1 protein-coding gene is annotated in these 26,908 nt (G+C 69.4%); it reads left to right on the forward strand.

The window, feature by feature from the left end:
* Entirely contained in the window at positions 1 to 26,868 is a 26,868-nt protein-coding gene (locus tag JOE46_RS04795) for a non-ribosomal peptide synthase/polyketide synthase (protein WP_209926454.1), read from the forward strand.
* The last annotated feature ends 40 nt before the right edge of the window (positions 26,869 to 26,908 follow it).

Consider the following 26,908-nt stretch of genomic DNA (forward strand, 5'->3'; position numbering starts at 1 on the left):
ATGACGACTACACCTTCGCAGGGGCCAGCCCAAGACCCTTACGGGCAGTACACGGCATTTCCGCTGTCGGCAGTCCAACGGAGTATGTGGTTCGCACAGCAACTCAGCCCCACCGTCCCGGAGTTCATCGCGCACTACATCGAACTGCACGGCGACCTGGACCTCGAACTGCTCCGCCGGTCGGTCGATGCCACCGCGCTCGAATTCGAATCCCCGATGCTGAAGATGGTGGACGTCGACGGCGAGCCCTATCAGGTGATCGACCCGAACTGCGACACCTCCACCGGATATATCGACTTCCGTGGGGAACCCGATCCGACCGCCGCCGCCCACGCGTGGATCGAGGGGGAGTACACGACGCCGGTCGACCTGGCCCGTGACCGACTCATCGATACCTCCGTCCTCCAGGTCGGCGACCGAGATTACTTGTGGTACGCGCGAATTCACCATGTGGTCCTCGACGGTTACGGCGGCGCGACGCTGATCAACAGGATCGCGGCGCACTACACGGCGGCGGTCAACGGCACCGAGCCGCCACCGAATCGCGCCCTGCCCGTGCGCGACCTCTACGACCTGGATCAGAAGTACCGCAGTTCCGACCGATTCACCGCGGACCGCAACTACTGGGCGGAACACATCGTCGGCATCGAGTCGGGTTCCACGCTGGCGCAACGGGAGGCAGCCGCGACCGCGCGTGTCTCGCTGGTGAGTGCTCGCCTGTCGGATGCGGGCCTGTCCGCACTCGAGGACTCTGACCACCGGGTCGGAGCGACCTCGGCCGCGGTGATCATCGCGGCCTTCGGCTGCTACCTCGGGCGGATGACGGGCGAGCGCGACCTCCTGATCAACCTGCCCGTGTCCGGCCGGACGACGGCACAGTTGCAGCGATCCGGGGGCATGCTCGCCACCGTCGCGCCGCTGCACATCACGGTGGACGAAACCGACACCGTGACCGAGCTCGTCGGGCGGGTCCAGCTCGAGCTCATGGGGGCACTCCGGCATCAGCGGTGCAGCGTCGAGGACATCCGCCGCGATGCCGGGCTGACCGGCTCCTCGCGTGGGCTCGCGGGCCCGATGGTCAACGTCATGCTCTTCAACCAGGTGGTCACCCTCGGTCCCATCGTCGGCGGCTATCACATCGTCACCTCCGGACCCGTTGAAGACCTGCTGGTCAACATCTACAAGAGCGGTGCCGACGAGCGCACCCTCGTCGACTTCCGTGGCAACCCGAACCGATACGACGACGACGAGCTGCGGACGCACCACGCCCAGTTCGTCGAGCTGCTCGAGGAGTTCCTGGCCGCCACACCGAGCACCCGGCTCGGCGACATCCACGCGACCAGCGCGGAGGCGGGCGTCCGCCAACGCAGGATCAACGAGGACCGCGACTATTGGACCCGCGCACTCGCCCACCTGCCAACGGCCGCGTCGGTTCCCCTCGATCGTCCTCGGCCCGTACGGCAGTCGGGACCGACGGGGCACGTCGACCTCGAGATCGACCGACGCATCCACCGCCGGATGGCCGACCTGGCCTGGCGGTCGGACTCGAGCGTCTTCGCGGTGATGCACACCGCGCTCGCCGTATTGCTCGGCCGGCTCGCGGACACCGACGACGTCGCCCTCGGCACCGTGGTCAACCGCAGGCAGGCGACCGAGCCACCCGACACCACCGACCCGGACAACCCGGTGGTGTTGCGAAATACGGTCTCGGGGGCCTCCACGTTCACCGACCAGCTCGCCGCCGTCCGCGATTCGGACCGGATGGCGCTGCGACACTCCGATCTTCCGTACGAGAAGGTCGTCGAGGAACTGGTCGCCGCTGCGGGTGGACCGATTGAACCGCCCTTCCGGGTCCTGTTCGAATTCGGGAACAAGGGCGACCCCGAATCCGGCCCGGACAGCCTGCGGATCGGGACGGGAGAGGTCGACGTCCGCCTCGTCTTCACCGAACTGACCACCCACGCCGGGGAACCGGCCGGGATCGCGGGCCGCATCCTCTTCCAGACAGACCTGTACGACCGCACCACCATCACCGAGTTCGCGGACCGGATCGACCGGATCCTGCAGAGCGCCACCGCCGACCCCGATCTGCCGGTCGGCGATATCAGACTCCTCGGACCGGCCGAGTTCGATTCGCTCACACCCGTCCTGGGCGCGCCAGGAGTCCCGCCACGGCCACTGCCCGACCTCCTCTCCGCTGCCGCCGCGATCACACCCGGCAACGACGCCATGAGGTTCGAGGGCACCAGCCTGACGTATCGCGAACTCGACGATCGGTCCACCCAGCTGGCACGTCTGCTGATCGATCGCGGGGTCGGCCCGGAATCCGTTGTCGCGCTGTCGATCGCCAGATCGATCGACTCGGTGCTCGCGCTGTGGGCGGTCACCAAGACCGGCGCGGCCTTCGTGCCGATCGACCCCAACTATCCGCAGGACCGCATCGCGCACATGCTCACCGATTCCGGCGCGGTCCTCGGACTCGCCGCAGGCGACGGCGAACGGTCCGACACCACCCCGTGGCTGGATCTGCACGACCCCGAACTGGGTCGCCTGTGGTCCGAGCAGTCGACGGCGCCGATCGCCGATGCGGACCGCACCGGCCCACTGCGGATCGACCATGCGGCATACCTGATCTACACGTCCGGGTCGACCGGCCTGCCCAAGGGTGTCGTCGTCACCCACCGGGCCCTGGCGAACCTGGCCGCCGATGCTCGCGAGCGGTTCGCCGTCACGCCCGAATCGCGGACCCTGCACTTCAGCTCGCCCAGTTTCGACGCGTCGATCATGGAGCTGTTCATGACCGTCTGTGCCGGTGCGACGATGGTCATCGCCCCGTCCACTCTGTACGGCGGTGCCGAACTGGCCGAGTTGCTCAGCCGCGAGCGGGTCACGCACGCGTTCGTCATCCCGGCCGTACTCGCATCGGTCGATCCGGCAGGACTCGACCACATCGAGTGCATCCTCACCGGGGGAGACGTCTGTCCACCGGCACTCGTCGAACAGTGGGGCCGGGGCCGGACGCTGTTGAACGGGTACGGCCCGACCGAGGCCACCATCATCGCGAGCGCCAGCGGGCTGCTGTCACCCGGAGAGCGGGTCGGCATCGGCCGCCCCTTCGTCGGCTTCGGCTTGATGGTGCTCGACTCCCGCCTGAACCCGGTCCCGGTCGGTGTACCCGGCGAGCTGTACATCTGCGGTCCCGGGGTGGCCAGGGGCTACCACCGGCGACCGACGACCACCGCCGAGCGATTCGTCGCGAACCCGCACTCGCGCTCCGGGGCACCGATGTACCGCACCGGTGACCTGGTGCGGTGGACGGATACCGGCGGCGGGATCTCCCTCGAGTATCTGGGGCGCACCGACTTCCAGATCAAGATCAGGGGCTACCGGATCGAGCTCGGGGAGATCGACGCGGTGCTGCGCTCGCACCCGAGCGTCGGTTTCGCGCTGACCACCGGCCACCCGGGCCCCTCGGGCGACACCGTGCTGGTGAGCTACCTCGTGCCCGAACCGGGACAAGAGGTCGACGAACCCGGAGTCCTCGCCCAGGCCGCGGCCGCGCTGCCTGCGCACATGGTGCCCGCCAGCATCACCGTCCTCGACGAGGTGCCCTTGACCCCGGCGGGCAAGGTGGACCGAAAGGCGCTGCCCGCGCCTCGTTTCGACGGGAGCGTCGCCGGATACCGTGCGCCGAGGGGCGAGACCGAGGAGGCGATCGCGGCGGTCCTCGCGGGCGTGCTGCAGCGCGAGCGAATCGGCGTCGACGACAGCTTCTTCGATCTCGGTGGCAACTCACTGGTCGCCACCAAGGTGGTGACCCGGATCAACGCCGCCCTCGGCACCGAGATCGGGGTGCTCGACCTGTTCGAGGCACCGACCGTCGCGAGCCTCGCGGAGCGAATCGGAGCCGGCGGCGTGCGCACGGCGCCGGGACCCGTCCTGCGGGCGGTACCGCGGACCGGTCCGGTGCCGGTATCGCTGGCCCAGCAACGGATGTGGATCGTCAATCAACTCGACACCTCCTCGGCCGCCTACAACATCCCGATCGCCGTGTCCCTGTCGGGCGAGCTGGACGTGGCCGCGCTCCGGATGGGGCTCGTCGATGTCCTCACCCGTCACGAATCGCTGCGCACCGTATTCCCGAACAGCGAGAACGGCCCGGTCCAGGTGGTGCTCCCCGCCGAGAGGGCAATCCCCGATCTCGAGGTGACCGCCACCGGCGAGGCCGAGCTCGACGAGCGCCTGAAGCTGATCGCGACGGCGGGATTCGACGTCGCCGAGGACCTCCCGGTCCGGATCAGGCTGCTCAGCACCGGCCCCACCGAGCACGTCCTTGTCATCGTGGCCCACCACATCGCGGCGGACGGACTGTCGATGCCGCCGCTCGCGCGCGACGTCATGACTGCATACGTCGCCCGTACGGCGGGCCGGGCACCGGAGTGGGCGCCACTCGAGGTCCAGTACTCGGACTTCGCGGTGTGGCAGCGCGAGATCCTCGGCTCCGAACGCGATCCGGAGAGCCGGCTCTCTCGGCAGCTCGACTTCTGGACACACGCACTCGACGGCGCACCGGAGCTGCTCGAACTGCCCACAGATCGACCTCGGCCCGCTCAGCCGACCGTTCGCGGTGGCGTCGTCGACTTCACCATTCCGGCGCACCTGCATCGCGGGCTGCTCGAGATCGCGGGAGCGCGGAACGCCAGCCTGTTCATGGTCTTGCACGCGGCGCTCGCGGTGCTACTGGCGAGGGCGAGCGATTCGACCGATATCTCGATCGGCACCCCGGTCGGCGGTCGCGGCGAGGCGGCGCTCGACGACGTGGTCGGCATGTTCGTCAACACCCTCGTGCTTCGCACGCAGGTGGACGGCGGCGGCACCTTCTCGGACCTGCTCACCCAGACCCGCACCACCGACCTCGAGGCCTTCGGACACACCGACCTCCCGTACGAACTACTGGTGGAGGCGCTGCACCCCAATCGCTCCGCCGCGCATTCGCCGCTGTTCCAGGTGATGCTCGTCCTGCAGGGGCTCGAGGGCACCGAACTCGAACTGCCCGGCCTCGACGTGCGGGTCAGCGATGTGGACACCCAGACCGCGAAGTTCGACCTCCAGGTGATCCTCACCGAGAACTGGGAGGACGCGGACTCACCCGATCGCGACGGTCAGCGCGAACCAGGGCCGATCACCGCCCAGTTCTCCTATGCCCGTGACCTGTTCGACCCCGCCTCGATGTCCGGGCTGGCCGAGCGGTTCGTCCGCATCCTCGAGGCGGTGACCGCCGACGCCGACGCTACGGTCGGCGACATCGCATTGCTCGGTGCCGACGAGCGGGAGCGGGTGCTGGAGGGATGGAACAACACCGCCGCCCTGGTCCCCGACACCACGCTCGTCGGGCTCCTCGACGACCAGGCGGCGCGCACGCCGGATGCGGTCGCCCTCGTGGTCGACTCCGAACAACTCACCTACGCGGAGTTCGACGCGCGGGTCAACCAGCTGGCCAGGGAGCTGATCTCCCGGGGTGTCGGGCCCGAATCGCGCGTGGCCGTTGCCATCCGGCGCTCCACCGAGCTCGTGATCGGCATCCACGCGATCGTCAAGGCAGGCGGTGCGTACGTTCCGCTCGACCCCGACCACCCCGCGGCCCGAACCGAGTACGTGCTCGACAGCTCCGCACCCGTGTGCGTGCTCAGCACCACGGCCGACCAGGCCGAACTGCGCAGCACCGTCGAGATACTGCAGATCGATTCGATGGACCTGTCCAGGCACTCGACTGCTCCGATCACCGACGCCGACCGGACCGCACCGCTGCGACCCGACAACACCGCCTACGTCATCTACACCTCCGGCTCCACCGGCCGGCCGAAGGGTGTCGCGGTCTCCCACCGGGCCATCGTCAACCGCCTGATCTGGATGCAGGAGACGTACGGTCTGGATCCGACCGATGCGGTCCTGCAGAAGACCCCGGCGACGTTCGACGTGTCCGTGTGGGAGTTCTTCTGGCCGTTGCAGACCGGCGCCAGGCTGGTCGTCGCGGCACCCGACGGACATCGTGACCCCGGCTATCTCTCTCGCATCGTCGAGGCCGAGCAGGTCACCACCATGCACTTCGTGCCCTCGATGCTGGCCGCATTCACCTCGGAGGCCGACCCCGCGCGGTGCGGCTCGCTGCGCCGGGTGTTCTGCAGCGGCGAGGCGCTGCCGCCCGCCACCGCCGATGCCTTCCGCCGGTTCAACGGTGCGGACCTGCACAATCTCTACGGCCCCACGGAGGCCGCGGTCGACGTGACCTCGTGGGAGTGCAGCGAATACGACCGTGTCACCGTGCCGATCGGCGCACCGGTGTGGAACACCGGCGTGTACGTCCTCGACTCGCGTCTGCACCCGGTTCCGCTCGGGATCCCCGGCGAGCTCTACCTCGTCGGTAGCCAGCTGGCCCGCGGCTATGTGGGCCGCAGCGGGCTCACCGCGGACCGATTCGTGCCCAGTCCCTTCGGCGCCCCCGGCGAGAGGATGTACCGGACCGGTGATGTGGTCCGGTGGCGGCGCAACTGGGAGGCCGTCGGATCGCTGGAGTACATCGGTCGATCCGATTTCCAGGTCAAACTCCGCGGGCTGCGAATCGAACTCGGCGAGGTCGAGTCGGCCATGTTCGTCGACCCCGCGGTGGCGCAGGCCGTGGTTGTCGTGCACGAGAGCCCCATCACCGGGGAGAGCCTGGTCGGCTACGTGATCGCGGAAACCGGCTCCGAGGTGGACACGACCGAACTGCGGGAGTCCCTGGGGAAGATACTGCCCGGCTACATGGTGCCCGCGCAGATCATGGTGCTCGACGAGTTCCCGCTCGGCGCGACCGGCAAGCTCGATCGAAAGGCCCTGCCCGCACCCGATTTCCTGGTCTCCGGCGCGGAATACCTGGCACCGCGCAACCCGATCGAGGAGATCCTCGCGACGATCACCGCGGACCTCCTCGGCAGGCCGCGGATTGGGGTGCTCGACAACTTCTTCGATCTGGGTGGGAATTCGCTGATCGCCACCAGGCTCGTCGCGCGCGCCAACTCGGCGCTCGGGTCGCAGCTCGGGGTGCGTGAGGTCTTCGACTCCCTCACGGTGGCGGGCATGGCGGCCCGCATCGAATCCCAGGCCTCCCACGAGAGCGGCAGGCCCGAACTGGTCGCGGGGGCACGCCCCGCCCCGGTGCCGGTTTCGCTGGCCCAGAAGCGAATGTGGTTCATCAACCAGTTCGACACCGATTCGCCTGCCTACAACGTGGCGATGGCGGTGCGGCTGACCGGACGGCTCGACGAGGACGCGTTGCGGGCGGCCGTGACGGACGTACTCGAGCGGCACGAATCGCTGCGCACACTCTTCCCGTCCGTGGACGGCGAACCGACCCAGGTCATCGTGTCGACCTCCGAGGCTTTGCCGGATCTTCCCACCGAGGAGGTGCTCGCGGCGGAGCTCGACACCCGGATCGCCGCGCTGGCAGGCTCCGGTTTCGATGTGACGGCCGCGGTTCCGTTGCGCGCAGGGTTGTTCCGCACCGGCCCCGATGAGCACGTGCTTTCCCTCGTCGTGCACCACATCTGCGCGGACGGATTCTCGCTGGCCCCCCTCGCGCGGGACCTGATGGTCGCGTACACCGCCCGCTCCGACGGGCACGGCCCGCAGTGGGCGCCGCTTCCCGTCCAGTACGCCGACTTCACACTGTGGCAGCACCGGGTTCTCGGTGACTTCACGGATCCGGGCAGCCTGCTCTCGATTCAGCTCGACCACTGGCGACAGGAGCTCGACGGCATGCCGGAGCTGCTGGCGCTGCCGACCGATCGCCCGCGGCCACAGGTCCCGTCGATGCGCGGCGCCGTGCAGGAATTCGCCGTCGACCAGCAGGTTCACCAGCAGTTGGTGCGGCTGGCCCGCGAACACAGTTCCAGCGTGTTCATGGCCGTGCATGCGGCACTCGCGGTGTTGCTCGCGCGCTCGTGCGACACCGACGACGTGCCCATCGGTACCCCCATCGCGGGCCGCGGCGAGGCCGCCCTCGACGACATGGTCGGCATGTTCGTCAACACCCTGGTACTGCGGAGCAGGGTGGGGAGCGACACCAGCTTCGCCGACCTGCTGGCGCGGACCCGCGAGACGGACCTGCGCGCCTTCCATCACGCGGACCTCCCGTTCGAGCGTCTGGTCGACGCCCTGTCTCTGGAGCGTTCGACCTCCTACACCCCGCTTTTCCAGGTGGTGTTCGAGTTCCGTAACAACGACCGGGCGCGGCTGGAGCTGCCGGGTCTGACGGTCGAGGGCATCGATCTGGGCACCGAGATCTCCAACTTCGACCTCCAGCTCACCTGCACCGAGGAGTTCGACGAGACAGGGGCACCCGCGGGCATCTCCGCCGGGTTCACTTACGCGACCGACCTTTTCGACCCCGCCACCGTCGCCGGGTTCGGTCGGCGACTGGTGGCGATCCTCGCCGCGGTCACCGCCGATCCCACCGTCGCGATCGGAGACATCGATCTGCTCGATGCCGCCGAACTCAGCGCGCTGGCTCCCGCACGCGGTCCGGAGTCCGTGCCCGCGCGCACCCTTCCCGAGATCCTCGCCGCCCCGCTCGCGCTCGCGCCCGACTCGCTCGCACTGGTCACCGAGGATCACGAGCTGACCTACCGCGAGATCGACGAGCGGGCGAACCGGCTGGCCCGCATCCTGATCGCGGAGGGTGTCGGTCCGGGCTCCGTGGTGGCGATCGCGATACCCAGGTCGGTCGAGTCGGTGCTGTCGGTGTGGGCCGTGGCGAAGACGGGTGCCGCCTTTGTCCCCGTCGACCCGGACTATCCGGCGGAACGGATCGAGCACATGCTCGCCGACTCCGGCGCGACCGTGTGCCTCACGGTCACCGAATACGGCCGGCGGCTACCCACGCTCGCCCGATACCTCGAACTCGATGCGCCGGACATGCAGGCGGGACTGGCCGCCGCAGCGGCCGCAGCGGTGACCGATGCCGACCGGATCGCCCCGCTGACCCTCGACCACCCGGCGTACGTGATCTACACATCGGGGTCCACCGGCACGCCGAAGGGTGTCGTCGTCCCGCACCGAGGGCTGGCCAATCTCGCGGCCTCGATGCGAGACCGGTTCACCATCACCCCGCCGTCGCGAACGCTGCATCTCGCCTCGCCCAGTTTCGACGCATCGGTCCTCGAGTTGGTGATGGCGTTCGGCGCGGGCGCGACGATGGTCATCGCCCGACCGGGCGTCTACGGCGGAACCGAACTCGCCGACCTGCTCCGCAGCGATCGGGTCTCACACGCCTTCGTCACCCCCGCCGCACTGGAATCGGTGGATCCGCACCAGCTGGACGACCTGGAGTGCGTGGTGACCGGCGCCGACACCTGCCCACCGGACCTCGTCGGTAAGTGGGTCACGGCCAGGAGGCGGATGTTCAACGGCTACGGCCCGACCGAGGCGACGGTCGTGGCGACCGTGAGCCCGCCGATGAGCCCCGGCGACCCCGTGGTCATCGGGCGGCCGATCCGGGGCTGCGGCCTGCTGGTCCTCGATTCGAGGCTGCGAGCGGTGCCGCTCGGGGTCCCGGGCGAGCTGTACATCAGCGGGCCCTCGCTCGCGCACGGCTACCGCAATCGCGCGGGCACCACCTCCGACCGGTTCGTGGCCAACCCGTTCGGCGGACCGGGGGAGCGGATGTACCGGACCGGGGACCTGGTCCGGTGGGTTCGCGCCGTCGGCGACACGACGGGGGTCGACGGGACCGTGCCGGTGGGCGACCTCGAGTACCTGGGCCGCACCGACTTCCAGGTCAAGATCCGCGGGTTCCGGATCGAGCTCGGCGAGATCGAGGCGGCGCTGGCCAGCTACGAGGGCGTCTCCAGCGCGGTCGCGACCGCGCACTCGAACGGCTCCGGCCCCGGCCGGCTGGTCGGCTACGTGGTCCCCGAGCCGGGGGTGGAACTCGACGAGGCCTCGATCCTCTCGTTCGTCAGCGGCATCCTGGCGCCCTACATGGTGCCCGTCGCGCTGATCGTGCTCGACGGCCTGCCGCTCACCCCGGTCGGCAAGCTCGATCGGAAGGCGTTGCCGAAGCCGGACTTCGGTGCCCTTGCCACGCCCGGCCGGGCGCCGGACTCCGAACTCGAGGCCGTCCTGGCGACGTTGTTCGCCGACGTGCTCGGTCTGGATGCGGTGGGCGTGGACGACTCGTTCTTCGCGCTCGGCGGCGACAGCATCATGTCGATCCAGCTCGTGTCGCGAGCCAAGGCCGCCGGTGTGGTGCTGACCCCGCGAGACGTGTTCGAAGCCAAGACTGTCTCGAAGCTGGCCCTGGTCGCAGGGCTCGGCGAGACCTCGGCGGCCGTCACCCTCGAGGAACTGGCAGGCGGCGGCGTCGGCGAGATGCCCCTGACCCCGATCGTGGCCTGGCTGCTCGAACGCGGCGGCAACTTCGGCCGGCTCACCCAGTCCGCTCTGCTCGTCGCCCCCGAGGACCTCACCGACACAGGGGAACTCGGCCGCGTGCTCCAGACCGTGCTCGATCGACACGACATGTTGCGGGCCAGGTTGCACACGAACCGGGCAGCCGGTCCGGACACGCGTGCGGACGCGAGGATGGAGGTGGCCGAGCCGGGGTCGGTCGACGCCGCCGACCTCATCCGCCGGATCGAGGTGGCCGCGACACCCGAGGATCCCGAATTCGACGCCGAGGTGGTCGCGCAGTTCGAGGCGGCCGAGCAGCGACTGGACCCGGCCGCGGGCGTCATGATGCAGGTCGTGTGGCTCGATTCCGGCGCGGGCGTCGGCCGAATCCTGATGGTGGTCCACCACGCCGTGATCGACGGGGTGTCGTGGCGCGTGTTGGTGCCGGACCTGGCGTCGGCATGGGCGCAGATCCGCGCGGGCCAGGATCCGGAGCTGGACCCAGTGGGAACCTCGATGCGGCGCTGGGCGCACGCCCTCGTACAGGAAAGCGAGAACAGGACCGACGAGCTGGTCCGCTGGCGCGAGATGCTGTCCGGGACCGACCCGGTGATCGGTTCGCGCGCACTGGATCCCGCGGTCGACACGAACCAGACCGTGCAGAAGATCAACGTCGAACTGTCGACCGAGGTCACGGACGCGGTACTCACCCGGATTCCCGAGGCATTCCACGGCAGCGTCAACGACGGACTGCTCACCGCGCTGGCGATGGCCGTGTCCCGGTGGCGTCGCGACCGCGGAGTGCATGCGACCGCGACGGTGGTCAACCTCGAAGGGCACGGCCGCGAGGATCAGGTGGTCCCCGGCGCCGACCTGTCACGCACCGTGGGCTGGTTCACCACGGTCTTCCCCATGCGGCTCGAGCTGTCCGACATCGATCTCGACGACGCCTTCGCAGGCGGCCGCGACGCCGGTGCCGCGGTGAAGGCTGTCAAGGAACAACTGCTCGCGGTCCCCGACCACGGCATCGGCTTCGGCATGCTGCGGTACCTGAGCGAGCATGCGCTCGAACTGGGAGAGCTGCCGACGCCGCAGATCAGCTTCAACTACCTCGGACGCCTGACCGCGGGCGGCGCCGACGACGGGCCGAGCATCGGGTGGAGCCCGGTCGCGGACACCGATCTGGACCTGGTCGGCACCGTCGACATGCCACCGTCAGCGGTCCTGGACATCAACGCGGTCACCACCGAGACCCCCGACGGCCCTCGCCTGCGGTCCACCTGGGCATTCCCCGGCGAGGTCCTCACCGCCGCGGAGGCAATCGACCTCGCGGACCTGTGGGCCGAGGCGCTGACCGCGCTGACGCGGCACGCCGCCACCCCAACCGCGGGCGGGCTCACCCCGTCGGACCTCGACCTGGTGGACCTCGAGCAGGGCACCATCGAACGGCTCGAGGACCGCTACCCCGACCTCGCCGACATCTGGTCGCTGTCGCCGCTGCAGACCGGACTGCTCTTCCACGCGCTGCTGGCCGAGCAGTCGGTCGATCAGTACACCGTGCAACTCGCGCTGGATGTTCGGGGCGCGGACCCCGAGCGCATCTGGCGGGCGGGCCAGGCCCTGATCGACCGGCACCCGAACCTGCGCACCTCCTTCATCGCCGACATCGACGGTGTGACCGTGCAGGTGCAGCACCGGCACGTAGAGCTGCCGTGGACCGAGCTCGACCTGACGGCGCTCGACGACGGGGATCGTGAGGCCGAGGTCGCCCGCGTCCTGGACGAGGACCGGCACCACGGATTCGACATGGAATCGCCGCCGCTGCTGCGATTCCTGCTCATCCGGACCGGCCCGGACACCCACCGACTGGTGATGACGAACCATCACATCCTGCTCGACGGCTGGTCTGCGCCGCTGATGCTGCGGGAACTGCTGGCCCTGTACGCGACCGACGGCGACGCGACGGCGCTGCCGCGGGCCAACGCCTACCGGGACTACCTGAAGTGGTTGTCCCAGCGCGACTCCGAGAAGTCGATGGACGTGTGGATGCAGGCCCTCGCCGGAGTCGATGAACCCACGCTCGTCGCACCGCTGGACCGCGCCAGGCTGCAGTGGGACAGCGCGCTCTCGGTTCTCGTCGAGATGGGGGTCGAACGGACGCAGCGCCTGCGGGCCGTGGCCCGCGAGCGCGGTCTGACCCTGAACACGCTGATCCGTGCCGCCTGGGGCATCATCATCGCCGAGCTGACCGGCCGCGACGACGTGGTCTTCGGCAGCACCGTCTCCGGGCGACCCCCGCAGATCCCCGGCATCGAGTCGATGATCGGCCTGTTCATCAACACGCTGCCCGTCCGGATCACCCTCGACCCGTTCGAGAACCTCGGCGAGCTGCTGAACCGAATCCAGGACGAGCAGACCGCCCTGCTCGATCACCACTACCTCGGACTCAGCGACATCCAGGACGCGGCGGGGCCCGCGGCCACCTTCGACACGTTGACCGTCTTCGAGTCGTACCCGTTCGACCGGGCGGCGCTGACCGCCGACGTCGACATCGCCGGGCTGCGCGTGCTCGGGATCCCCGAGATCAACGATGCCGCCCACTATCCGCTGGCCCTGGTCGCCTCCGCGGAGGAGCAGTTGCGGCTCAAGGTCGAGTACTTCCCGGATCTGTTCGAGCGCGCGGACGCGGAGACCATCGCCGCGCGCACCGCGCGGGTGCTGGACGCCTTCGCCGACACCCCGGACCTTCCGCTGTCCCGGCTGCGGCTGCTCTCGCCCGAGGAGGAAATCGAACTGCTCCCGGTCGACGGCGGCGCGATCGAGAGCGCGCGGACGCTGCCCGAGCTGTTCACGGACGGAGCGGGGATCGACCCCACCGCGGTGGCGCTGACGATGGCCCGCCGCGAGATGTCCTATCGCGAGCTCGACGAGCGGTCGAATCAGATCGCCAGGAGTCTCCTCGCGCGGGGCCTCGGGCCGGGTTCGGTTGTCGCCCTCGCGATCAGGCGTTCCATCGAATCGGTCATGTCGGTCTGGGCGATCACCAAGACGGGAGCAACCTTCGTCCCGGTGGACCCGAACTACCCGTCCGATCGGATCGAGCACATGCTCTCCGACTCGGGCGCGACCTTCGGACTGACCGTCGCCGAGTACCGCGACCGCCTACCCGGGACCGCAGCATGGTCGGTCATCGACGATCCGGAGGCCTCGGCCGAGTTCGACGGCAGGTCGGCGGCCGCGGTCACCGACGCCGACCGCCCGCGCCCCCTGCGGGTCGACGACATCGCGTACGTGATCTACACGTCCGGCTCGACGGGGCTCCCGAAGGGCGTGGTGGTCTCGCACCGGTCGTTCGAGAAGCTCGTCGCCGTGCAGCACGATCTGTTCGCCCCGAACTCGGCATCACGCACCCTGCATTTCGCCAGTCCCAGCTTCGACGCGTCGGTCTTCGAGTACCTGCTCGCCGCGGGCGCGGGAGCGACGCTGGTGATCGTGCCGCCCACGGTGTACGGCGGGATCGAACTGGCCCGGCTGCTCAAGCAGGAACGGGTGACCCACGGCTTCATCATCAGCTCGGCGCTCTCGGGGATGGACCCCGCCGGTCTCGACGACTTCCAGGATGTCCTGTTCGGCGGCGAGGCCGCGCCACCGGAGCTGGTGCCGCGCTGGGCTCCAGGGCGCCGACTGTGGAACGCGTACGGCCCCACCGAGGGCACGATCGTGACGAACTTCAGCGATCCGGTGTCGGTGGACGAACCGGTCACCATCGGCGGACCGCTGCGCGGGATCCAGGAGATCCTGCTGGACGCCTTCCTGCGTCCCGTCCCGATCGGGGTGCCCGGCGAGCTGTACATCGCAGGGCACAACGTGGCGCTCGGCTATCACCGTCGCACCGGCCTCACTGCCGGTCGATTCGTGGCGAATCCGTTCGGCGGCCCCGGCGAACGGATGTACCGCACCGGCGACGTCGTTCGGTGGCGGCGCTCCCCGGAATCCGGCCGACTCGTGATCGAGTACATCGGACGCAGCGACTTCCAGGTGAAGGTCCGCGGGTTCCGCATCGAGCTCGGCGACATCGACAGCGCCCTCGGCGAGCACGAGGGCATCGACTTCTCCGTGACCATCGGGCACGGATCGGCGAGCAACGCCGTCCTGGCCTCGTACGTGCTGCCGGCCGCCGGACACCGGATCGAGCCGGCCGAGGTCCGCGAGTTCCTCTCGACCCGGCTGCCCTCGCACATGGTGCCTTCGAGCGTGATGATCCTCGACGACATCCCGCTGACCCCCGTCGGCAAGCTGGACCGCGCCGCGTTGCCCGCGCCGGAGTTCGCCGCCACCACCGAGCTCCGGGCGCCGACCACTGCCCTCGAACGCACCATCACCGATGTCTTCGCCGCCGTCCTCGGCCTCGACCGCGTCGGCCTCGACGACAGCTTCTTCGACCTCGGCGGCAACTCGCTGAGCGCGACCCGCGTCACCGCGCGGCTGTCGTCCGCACTCGAGGTCGACCTCAGCGTCCGCGCCCTGTTCGAGGCGCCCACCGCAGGCACCCTCGCACAGCGTGTCGCACTGTCCGACGGTGAGCACCGGCGCCCGTCGCTCGAGGCGACCGACCGGCCCGAACGACTGCCGCTGTCGTTGGCGCAGCAGCGGATGTGGTTCCTCAACCAGTTCGACACCGAGTCCGCCGCGTACAACATCCCGCTCGCCGTACGCCTGACCGGGCACCTCGACACCGACGCGCTGCGCAGCGCCGTCGCCGACGTCGTCGACCGGCACGAATCGCTGCGCACCCTGTTCCCCATGGTCGACGGTCAGCCCACCCAGGTGATCGTGCCCGCGGCAGCCGCAGCACCGGACCTCACCGCGATCGACACCACCGAGTCCGAACTGCCGCAGCGCATCTCCGACCTGATCTCGGGCGGATTCGATGTCACCGACGCGGTGCCCGTGCGCGCGGCCCTGCTGCGCATCGGCTCAGACGAGCACGTGCTGGTGCTCGTCGTCCACCACATCAGCGCCGACGGTTTCTCGATGTCCCCGCTGGCCCGGGACGTGATGGCCGCCTACACCGCGCGGGTGTCTGGTGCCATGGCACCGTGGTCCCCGCTGCCGGTCCAATACGCCGACTACGCGCTGTGGCAACACCGCGTCCTCGGCTCCGAGGACGATCCCGAGTCCCTGCTCGCGCGCCAGCTCGACCACTGGACGGAAGTCCTCTCGGGGTTGCCGGAGGTGATCGCGCTGCCCACCGACCGACCGCGGCCGGTCTACCAGAGCTTCCACGGCGAACGATTCGAGTTCACCGTGCCGCCAAGGGTGCACCGCGCCCTCGTCGACGTGGCACGGCAACACAACTCGACGATGTTCATGGCCGGCCACGCCGCGCTGTCGCTGCTGCTCGCGAAGCTCTCCGGAGCCACCGACGTCGCCGTCGGCACCCCGATCGCGGGACGCGGCGAGGCGGCGCTCGACGATCTGGTCGGCATGTTCGTCAACACCCTGGTGCTGCGCAACGAGGTGGATCCACGGGCATCGTTCGGGGAGCTCCTCGACAACGTGCGCGAGGTGGACGTCGCCGCGTTCGCGCATGCGGACCTGCCGTTCGAGCGACTCGTCGAGGCACTCGCCCCCGAACGGTCCACCGCACACTCGCCGTTGTTCCAGGTACTGCTCGAGTTCCAGAACAACGAGCCGCCCCACCTGGAGCTGCCCGGACTGACCGCGGACGGAATCGATCCCGACCTGGCCGTCGCCAAGTTCGACCTGCAGCTGACACTCGCCGAGCGGTACGGGGAGGACGGGCGCCCGGCCGGGATCTCGGCGATGTTCACCTACGCCGACGATCTGTTCGACCCAGGCACCGTGCACGGCTTCGCCCGGCGACTGTGCGACCTCCTCGAATCGGTCACCACGGATCCCGACCGCGCGGTCGGGGACATCGAGATCACCGACCCGGCCGAGCGCGACGCGATGGCCTCGCTCTGGAACGTCGCGGGCGTGCCTGCACCGACGGGCACCCTGGTGGACCGGTTCGCGAGCACGGTCGCCCGGCAGCCGGCAGCGGTCGCCGTGTCCTGCGACGGTGAAACCCTGACCTACGCGCAACTCGACGACCGGGCCAACCGGCTCGCCCGGGTCCTGATCGGCAGGGGCGCCGGACCCGAATCCCTCGTCGCGGTCGCGCTGCCGCGCACCAACGACCTGATCGTGGCGCTGCTGGCCGTCGTCAAGTCCGGTGCCGGCTATCTGCCCGTCGACGTGACGTACCCGGCCGACCGGCTGATCTTCATGCTCGAGGACGCGGATCCGATCTGCATGATCTCCACCGGTGCCGACCTCGAACGCCTGCCTGACACCGACGTGCCCGTCGTGGTGCTGGATTCGGACGAGTTGACCACCCGACTCGCCACGGAATCGGGCGCGCCCGTCACCGACACCGATCGGCTGGCCCCGCTCGACCCGGCGGACACCGCCTACGTGATCTACACCTCCGGGTCGACCGGGCAGCCGAAGGGCGTCGTCGTCTCGCACCGCAACGTGCTCACCCTCTTCGCGAACACCGAAGAGAAGTTCGGGTTCGACGAGTCCGATGTGTGGACGATGTTCCACTCCTACGCATTCGACTTCTCGGTCTGGGAGCTGTGGGGCCCACTCCTGTACGGCGGCACCCTGGTGGTCGTCGACTACTACACCGCCCGCTCGCCGGAGATGTTCCTCGAACTCTTGCGGCGCGAGCGGGTGACGGTGCTCAATCAGACGCCGACCGCGTTCTACCAGCTGGCCGAGGCCGACCGGCTGGCCACGGGTGACTCACCGGCTTTGGCCCTGCGTTACGTGATCTTCGGTGGTGAGGCGCTCGATCTCGGTCAGCTCGGCCGCTGGTACGCCAGGCATGGCGAGACTGCGCCTGCGCTGGTCAACATGTACGGCATCACCGAGACCACCGTGCACGTCAGTCACCTCCCACTCGACCGCGCCTACGCCGCCGAGGCGTCCGCGTCCGTCATCGGCCGGGCGATCCCCGGTTTGCGGGTGTCGGTGCTCGATCAACGACTGCATCCGGTCCCGCCAGGGGTGACGGGGGAGATGTACGTCGCGGGAGATCAGGTCTCGCGTGGCTACCTCGGCCGGGCGGCGCTGACCTCCGCGCGGTTCGTCGCGGATCCCATGGGTGCCGCCGGTGCACGGATGTACCGAACCGGTGATGTGGCCCGCTGGAATCGGGATGGTCAACTGGAGTACCTGGGCCGCAGCGACTTCCAGGTGAAGGTCCGCGGGTTCCGGATCGAGCTGGGCGAGATCGAGGCGGTCCTGCTGCGGTTCCCTGGCGTCGCGCAGGCCGTGTCCCTCGTGAGCGAGGACCCGCGGGGCAACCGGTTGATCGCCTACGTGGTCCCGGAGCCGGGGTTACGCCCGGACGAGAACGAGGTGCTCGAGTTCGCGGGCACTCAACTCGCCTCGCACATGGTGCCCGCGGCGGTGCTGGTCATCGACGAACTCCCGCTGACCGCGAACGGCAAACTGGACAGAAAGGCACTGCCGGAACCGGATTTCGCGACGCGGGTCCATGCCGGCCGCGCGCCGAGCACCGAGACCGAGACCGTGTTGGCGACCCTGTACGCCGAGGTGCTCGGTCTGGATTCGGTGGGCGTGGAGGATTCGTTCTTCGCGCTCGGCGGCGACTCCATCATGTCGATCCAGCTCGTGTCCCGGGCCAAGGCTGCCGGTGTCGCGATCTCGCCGCGGGAGGTCTTCGAACACAAGACGGTCGCCGCGCTCGCCGTCGTGGCCGAATCGGCCGAGGTCGGGGACGCGATCGTGCTCGACGAGCTCGCGGGCGGGGGCGTCGGCGAGCTGCCGTTGACCCCGATCATGCACTGGCTGACCGATCGGGCCGGGGCCGCTGGGGACATCAACCGCTACACCCAGACGGCACTGCTCACGCTGCCGCCAGGGGCGGACGCGGACACCGTCGAGCGCACGCTGCAGGCAGTGCTCGACCACCACGACATGTTGCGGTCCAGGCTGATCCAGCGCGATCCCGACCGCGAACCGGCGATGACGGTCGCCGAACAGGGGTCGGTGCCCGCCGCGTCGGTACTGCGTAGGGTCGCGGTCGCAGGTGTGGAGGGCCCCGAGTTCTCCGCGATCGCGGCGGCCGAACTCGACGCGGCGGCGGACCGACTCGACCCGTGGACAGGCACGATGCTGCAGGTGGTCTGGTTCGATCCCTCGGACTGCGGCGAACCCGATGCCCCGGGCCGACTGCTGATGGTCGTGCATCACGCGGTGATCGACGGGGTGTCGTGGCGCGTGCTGGTGCCGGACCTGGCGTCGGCGTGGGCACAGATCCGCGCGGGTCAGGATCCCGTCCTGGCCCCGGTGGGGACCTCGATGCGCCGCTGGACGCACGCCCTGGCCGAGGCGAGCGCGACCAGGTCCGGGGAGATGGACCTGTGGCGGCGGATGCTGGCCGGTCCGGATCCGGTGATCGGTTCGCGTGCACTGGATCCGGCGGTCGACACCAACGAGACCGTGCAGAAGATCACCGTCGAACTCCCGAGCGAGGTCACGGAGTCGCTGCTGACGCGGCTTCCGGAGGTATTCCACGGCAGCGTCAACGACAGCCTGCTCACGGCGCTTGCGATGGCCGTGTCCCGGTGGCGCTCCGCCCGCGGCGAAGAGGTGTCGGCGACGGTGGTCAATCTGGAGGGCCACGGCCGCGAGGATCACGTGATCGCGGGCGCCGATCTGTCGCGGACAGTGGGCTGGTTCACCACGATCTTCCCGGTCCGGCTCGATCTGTCCGACATCGATCTCGACGACGCCTTCGCGGGCGGGCCGGACGCGGGCACCGCGGTCAAGGTCGTGAAGGAACGGTTGCTCTCGATACCCGATCACGGCATCGGCTTCGGGATGCTCCGATACCTGAGCGAACACCGGAACGAATTGCGCGAACTGCCTGCGCCGCAGATCAGCTTCAACTACCTCGGCCGGATGACGGACGGAGCCGGGACGCTGGACCCCGGCACCGGCTGGACCCCGGTCACCGACACCGGCCTCGACGACGCCCCGAGCAAGCAGATGCCGGTCGCGTCGGTCCTGGACATCAACGCGCTGACCCTCGGATCCCCGGACGGGCCGCGGCTGCGCGCAACCTGGTCGTTCCCGACGCGGGTCCTGCGCGCCCTCGAGGTCCGCGAGCTGGCGGACCTGTGGGCCGAGGCGCTGACCGCGCTGGCCCGGCACGCCGCGGCGCCGACCGCGGGCGGGCTCACACCGTCGGACCTCGCCCTGGTGGATCTCGAGCAGGACACCATCGAGCGACTCGAGGGCCGGTTCCCCGGCCTCGCCGACGTCTGGTCGCTGTCCCCGTTGCAGTCCGGCCTGCTCTTCCACGCGCAGATGTCGGACGCGTCGGTCGATCCGTATCTCGTCCAACTCACCATCACCCTGCGGGGCACGGTCGACCCGGACCGCATCCGCAGGGCCGGTCAGGCACTGCTCGATCGGCACCCGAACCTGCGGGCGGCGTTCGTCGCCGAACAGGGCGGTGTCGCCGTCCAGGTCATCGCGGATCACGTCGAGCTGCCGTGGCGTGAGATCGATCTCGCCGAGACGGCATCCGAGGACCGCGAGGACGCCCATGCCGCGGTCGTGGCGGCCGACCGGGCAGCGAGGTTCGACATGTCGTCCGCGCCGCTCCTGCGCCTGATGCTCGTGAAGTTCGACGAGGACGAGTACCGGTTGACGCTGACGAACCACCACATCCTGATCGACGGCTGGTCGACACCGATCGTCATCCGGGACCTGCTGACCCTGTACGCGACCGACGGGGACGCCTCGGCACTTCCGCCCGTGCACCCCTACCGCGACTACCTGGTCTGGATGTCCCGGCGTGACATCGGTCAGTCGACAGAGGCGTGGCGGCAGGCACTCTCGGACGTCGAGGAACCGACCGTGCTGGCGCCCGCGAACGACGGTCGTCCGCATTCGGGCAGCCAGGAGTTCGGGCTGACGCTGTCCGAAGCGGAGACCAGCCTGCTGCGACTGTTGGCGGGCGAGCGCGGCCTCACCCTCAACACGATGCTCCAGGCCGCATGGGGAATCGTGCTCGGCGCGCTGACCGGCCGCGACGACGTGGTGTTCGGCAGCACCGTCTCGGGCAGGCCGCCGGGGATCGCCGGCATCGAGTCGATGGTCGGCCTGTTCATCAACACCCTTCCTGTCCGGGTCATCCTCGATCCGTACGAGAGCCTCGGCGGATTGCTCGACCGGGTCCAGCACGAGCAGGTCGCGCTGCTCGACCACCACTACCTCGGGCTGGCGGACATCCAGAAGGTCGCCGCACCCGCCGCCGCGTTCGACACCCTCACCGTGTTCGAGTCATACCCGATCGATCGCGCCGGCCTGACCGAACAGACCGACATCGCGGGCATGCGCATCGCGGGCTTCGACGGACGGGATTCGGCTCATTACCCGCTGGCCATCGTCGCCTCCGGTGAGGAGAACCTGCACCTGAAGCTCGAGTACCTCGCCACGGCCTTCGACGTCGCCGCCGTGGAGTCCATCGCGGCCCGGGTACGGCGGGTACTGGTCGCGATGGCCACCCACCCCGACCTCCAGCTCGCGCGGATGGACCTGCTGTCGGCGGACGAGCGCGTCGCCCTTGTCCCCGTGCACGGCAGGCCGGGTGTCTCGGCCAGGACGCTCCCGGAGTTGTTCGAGGACGCGGCGGCCGCGAGTCCGGAGGCCACCGCGCTGGTCCACGAGGGACGCCACGTCAGCTATCTCGAGCTCGACATGCGTTCGACGCAGTTGGCGCGCCTGCTGATCGCGAGGGGCGCGGGTCCGGAAACCTATGTTGCTCTTGGCATCCCTCGATCCATCGAATCGGTGCTCGCGGTGTGGGCGGTGGCCAAGACCGGCGCGGCGTTCGTGCCCGTCGACCCCAACTACCCGCAGGACCGGATCGAGCACATGCTCACCGACTCCGGCGCGACCCTCGGACTCGCCATGACCGCGGATCGCGCGCGGCTGCCCGACTCCGTGCCGTGGCTGCTCCTCGACGGGCCCGACTGCACCGCCGAACGGGCGGCCCAGTCCACCCGTCGGGTGGTCGACGCGGACCGGGTCTCGCCGATCGGCATGAACAACGCCGTCTATGTCGTCTACACCTCGGGTTCGACCGGAACACCCAAGGGCGTGGTGATCACCCACGTCGGCCTGGAGAACTTCGCCACCGACCAGCGCGAACGGTTCAACACGACGCCGATGTCGCGGACCCTGCACTTCTCGACGCCGAGCTTCGACGGCGCCGTCTTCGAATACCTGCAGGCGTTCGGGCTGGGTTCGACGATGGTGATCGCACCGCAGTCCGTGTACGGCGGAGCCGAACTCGCGCACCTGATCAAGGTCGAGGGGGTCACCCATGCCTTCGTGACGACCGCCGCGCTGGCGACGGTGGACCCGGGGGGACTCGTCGAATTCCAGCACGTGGCCTTCGGCGGTGAGGCCTGCCCGCCGGAGCTGGTCACGCGGTGGGCGCCGGGACGCAAGCTGACCAACGCGTACGGCCCGACCGAGACCACGATCATGGCCAACATCAGCGACCCGATGACGGTGGGGGAGCCCATCACGCTCGGCGGCCCGATCCGCGGGGTGTCCGAGGTCGTACTGGACGGGTACCTGCGGCCGGTTCCCGCCGGCGTCCCCGGCGAGTTGTACATCGCGGGTGTCGGACTGGCGCGCGGATACCACCGGAGGGGCGCGCTGACCGCGGACCGCTTCGTGGCGAATCCGTACGGGCAACCGGGAGATCGGATGTACCGCACCGGGGACATCGTCCGCTGGCGGGTGGAACCCGGGTCCGGCGAACGCACGGTCGAGTACATCGGGCGCAGCGATTTCCAGCTGAAGGTGCGCGGCTTCCGGATCGAGCTCGGCGAGATCGACTCCGAGATCATGGCGTACCCAGGAGTGAGCTTCGCGGTGACCGTCGGCGTGCCTGGTCCGTCCGGCGACACCGTGCTGGCCAGCTACGTGGTGCCGATGGCGGACGTACCGGTGCGGGTACCGGCGTTGAGCGATCACCTGGCGGGCCGGCTGCCGTCCCACATGGTGCCGTCGAGCATCGTCCTGATCGACGAGATCCCACTGACCCATGTCGGCAAGCTCGATCGGTCGGCGCTGCCGGAGCCCGAGTTCCTCGGCACCGCCACCGAGTACCGCGAACCGAGCACACCGCTCGAACGCACCATCGCCGAGGTGTTCGCCGCGGTCCTCGGTGTCGATCGGATCGGCCTCGACGACAGCTTCTTCGACCTCGGCGGGAACTCGCTCATCGCCACCCGCGTCACGGCACGACTCGGGACCGCGCTCGGTGCCAAGATCGGCGTCCGTGCACTCTTCGAGTCGCCGACGATCACCGCGCTGGCCGCCCTGCTCGCGCCCGAGCGCACCGGCACCGATGCGCGGCCTCCGCTCACCGCGATCGAGCGCCCGCCGGTGATCCCGGTGTCACTGGCCCAGAAGCGGATGTGGTTCCTGAACCAGTTCGACACCGCCTCGCCCGCATACAACATCCCGCTGGCGGTCAAGCTGTCCGGTCGCCTCGACACCGAGGCGCTCGGCGCCGCGATCCGGGACGTGCTCGACCGACACGAGTCGCTGCGCACGATGTTCCCCGTCCACGACGGCGAGCCCACACAACTCGTGGTGCCCACCGACCAGGTCCTGCCCGCACTGACGACGATCTCCGTCACCGACGCCGAACTGAACTCGCGCATCATCGAACTCGCGGGCGCAGGCTTCGACGTCACCGCCGCGGTACCGGTGCGGGCCGCGTTGCTCCGGCTGGGCGAGCTCGAACACGTTCTGACCATCGTGGTGCACCACATCTGCGCCGATGGTTCCTCCCTCGGTCCGCTCGCCAGGGACGTGATGGTCGCCTACAACGCCCGGGTCAACGGCTCGGCCCCGGGATGGGACCCGCTGCCGGTGCAGTACGCCGACTACACCCTTTGGCAGCACCGGATGCTCGGCGCCGAGGACGATCCGGGGTCACTCATCACCGCGCAACTCGAGTACTGGAACCAGAACCTCGCGGACCTGCCGGACGTGATCGCGCTGCCGACCGACCGCCCGCGTCCGCTGCAGCAGACCTTCCGCGGCGACCGCATCGAGTTCGCGATCGACGCCGGGCTGCACGCCCGCATCGGCGACCTGGCGCGGGCGAACAACTCGACCGTCTTCATGGTGATGCACGCGGCACTCGCGGTCCTACTGGCCCGGCTCGGCGACACCGACGACGTCGCCATCGGTACCCCGATCGCCGGCAGGGGCGAGGCCGAACTCGACGAGATGATCGGCATGTTCGTCAACACCCTCGTGCTGCGCACCCACGTCGACCCCGACGCCGACTTCCTCGAGCTGCTCGAATCGGCCCGTGAGACGGACCTCGCGGCGTTCGCACACGCCGACCTCCCGTTCGAGCGGATCGTCGAGGCGCTGAACCCGGCCCGATCCACGTCCTACCAGCCCCTCTTCCAGGTCGCGCTGGAGTTCCAGAACACCGAACGGCCGCACCTGGCACTTCCGGGCCTCGAGGTCGACGGCGTCGACCTCGACATCCGGGTGGCGAAGGAGGACCTGGAGCTGATCCTCGCCGAGAACGTCGCGGCGGACGGCACGCCCGCGGGTGTTCGTGGCGGTATCGACTACGCGACAGACCTGTTCGACCCCGAGTCCGTGCACGCCTTCGCGGATCGTTTCGTCCGGGTTCTCGATGCGGTGACCGCCGACCCGCACCGGGCGATCGGCAACATCGGCATCCTCGGCGAGGTCGAGATGTCCGATATGGCACCGGCGCTCGGACCCGAGGGTGGTGCGCCGCAGCTGTGGCCGGACATCCTGTCCGCCGCCGCGGCCGCGGCACCCGAGTCGCTCGCGTTGTCCTTCGAGGATGAGCACCTGACCTATCGTGAGCTCGACGAGCGGTCGAACCGGTTGGCCCGGGTGCTGCGAGGGTCCGGGGTCGGCCCGGAGACCTTCGTCGCGCTCGGCCTGCCCCGCTCGATCGAGGAGATCGTGTCGATCTGGGCGGTGGCGAAGGCAGGCGCCGCGTTCGTACCCGTGGATCCGACCTATCCGCCGGAACGAATCGAGTACATGCTGGTGGATTCCCGCGCCGTCGTCGGGCTGACCGTCGCATCGCGGCGCGGGCAGCTCCCCGACACGATTCCGTGGCTCGTGATGGACGCCCCCGACTTCCTCGCGTCCATGTCCGCGTCGTCGCCGGCCCCGGTCATCGATGCGGACCGGATCGTCCCCCTGCACCTCGCCCACCCGGCCTACCTGATCTACACCTCCGGATCCACCGGTCTGCCCAAGGGCGTCATCGTCACGCATCAGGGCATCGCGAACCTGACCGCGGAGGAGAACAGCCGGTTCGGCGTCACCGAGCGGTCGAGGGTCTCGCACCTGGCGTCCCCGAGCTTCGACGCCTCCGTGTTCGAGCTGATGATGGCGTTCGGCACGTCCGCGGGCGTGGTGATCGTGCCGCCCACCGTGTACGGCGGCCCCGATCTCGAGGACCTGCTCCGGCGCGAGCACGTCACCCACGCCTTCATCACCCCGACCGCCCTGGCGTCGATGGAGGACCGGGATCTGTCGGAGCTGGAGGTCCTCGCGGTCGCCGGGGAGGCGTGCCCGCCGGACTTGGTGGACGTCTGGGCGCGGGGGCGCCGGATGTTCAACGGCTACGGGCCGACCGAGACCACCATCCAAGCCAGCGTCAGCGACCCGATGGAGAGTGGGGTGCCGGTCAACATCGGCAACCCGGCCATCGGTTTCGGCGAGGTCGTGCTCGACGCCCACCTGCAGCCGGTCCCGGTCGGGGTGCCCGGCGAGATGTACATCCTCGGTCTCGGGCTGGCCCGCGGTTATCACAACCGGATCGGGTTGACCTCCGAACGCTTCGTGGCGAGCCCGTTCGGTGATCCGGGGCAGCGGATGTACCGCACCGGGGACATCGTCCGCTGGCAACGCGACCCCCGCACCGGAGATCACACCATCGAGTACATCGGCCGCAGCGACTTCCAGGTGAAGGTGCACGGCTTCCGCATCGAACTCGGCGAGATCGACACCGTGCTGACGCACCACCCCGACATCGCGTTCTCGGCCACCATCGGTCAGACCGGGCCGTCCGGGGACACACTGCTGGCGTCTTACGTGCACCCGGTCGAGGGTCGCACGCTGGTGCCCGCCCAGGTCAGGTCCTTCGCCTCGGGCCGCCTGCCCGCCCACATGGTGCCGTCGGCCGTCGTGGTCCTCGACACGATACCGATGACGCCCGTCGGCAAGCTCGATCGAAAGGCATTGCCGACACCCGAGTTCGGTGCTCGCGCCGACGAATACCGCGCGCCGGTCACACCGAGCGAACTGGCGATCACCGAGGCCTACGCCGAGGTGCTCGGCGTCGAACGCGTCGGTGTCGACGACAGCTTCTTCGACCTCGGAGGCACCTCGATCGTGGCCACCCGGGTCGTCACCGAGCTCCGCGCGCGGTTCGGGGACCGGATCCAACTGCAGTCGATCTTCCTCGATCCGACCCCGGCCGGGCTCGCGCACCGCCTCGACGAGGAGTCGGCGCAGTCGGCCGCCGATGAGGCTCTGCAGGTGGTGATCCCGCTGCGGCCGAGCGGTACCAAGCCCGCCCTGTTCTGCGTGCACCCCGGCATCGGTCTGAGTTGGGGTTACGCCGGGCTGGTCCAGCACCTCGCCCAGGACCGCCCCGCGTTCGGCCTGCAGCTGCCGCTCATCAGCGGGGGGCCGCGCTTCGAGTCGATCGAGCAGCTGGCGCACCGGTACGTGCAGGAGATGCGCGCGGTCCAGGGCCACGGCCCGTACCACCTGCTCGGCTGGTCCCTCGGCGGCGTGATCGCGCACGCCATGGCCGTGGAGCTTCGGCGGGACGGCGACGAGGTGGCGACGCTCGCCATCATGGACAGCTATGTCACCGCCGACGGGATCCCGCAGGTGCTGACAGTCGAGGAGCTGTTGCAGGGCCTCGGGCTCGACCTCCGCACCCCCGACGGCGAGGAGCTGACCTACGCGCGGGCGGTCGAGCTGCTCGACGAGTCCCTCGGACAGCGCACCGGCCTCACCGCCGCGCATCTCGAGCGGATCAGCGCCGGCTTCACCAATTCGGCGCAGATCATGGACCGATTCCGTCCCGCGGTCTTCGACGGCGACCTGCTCTTCTTCAGCGCGGCAGGCGGTTCCGGGAACGGAGAACATTCCCCCGAGGAGTGGCGTCCGGCGGTCACCGGCGGAATCCGCGAGGTCCAAGTGGACTGCGGCCACAACCAGATGATCGAACCCGAGTCGTTGGCCGTGGTCGGTCCCGCGCTCGAGAAGTACCTCTCCTCACATTGATCGGTCACGGTCGCCGGGTCGCCACATCTCCCGCCATGCT

Origin of the sequence: Rhodococcus sp. PvR099 (assembly GCF_017833315.1) — a bacterium.
In the GTDB taxonomy this organism is placed as follows: Bacteria; Actinomycetota; Actinomycetes; order Mycobacteriales; family Mycobacteriaceae; genus Rhodococcus_G; species Rhodococcus_G oryzae.

Coding starts and splice junctions, on each gene's coding strand:
- JOE46_RS04795 (WP_209926454.1), top strand. CDS start 1: ATGACGACTACACCTTCGCAGGGGCCAGCCCAAGACCCTTACGGGCAG.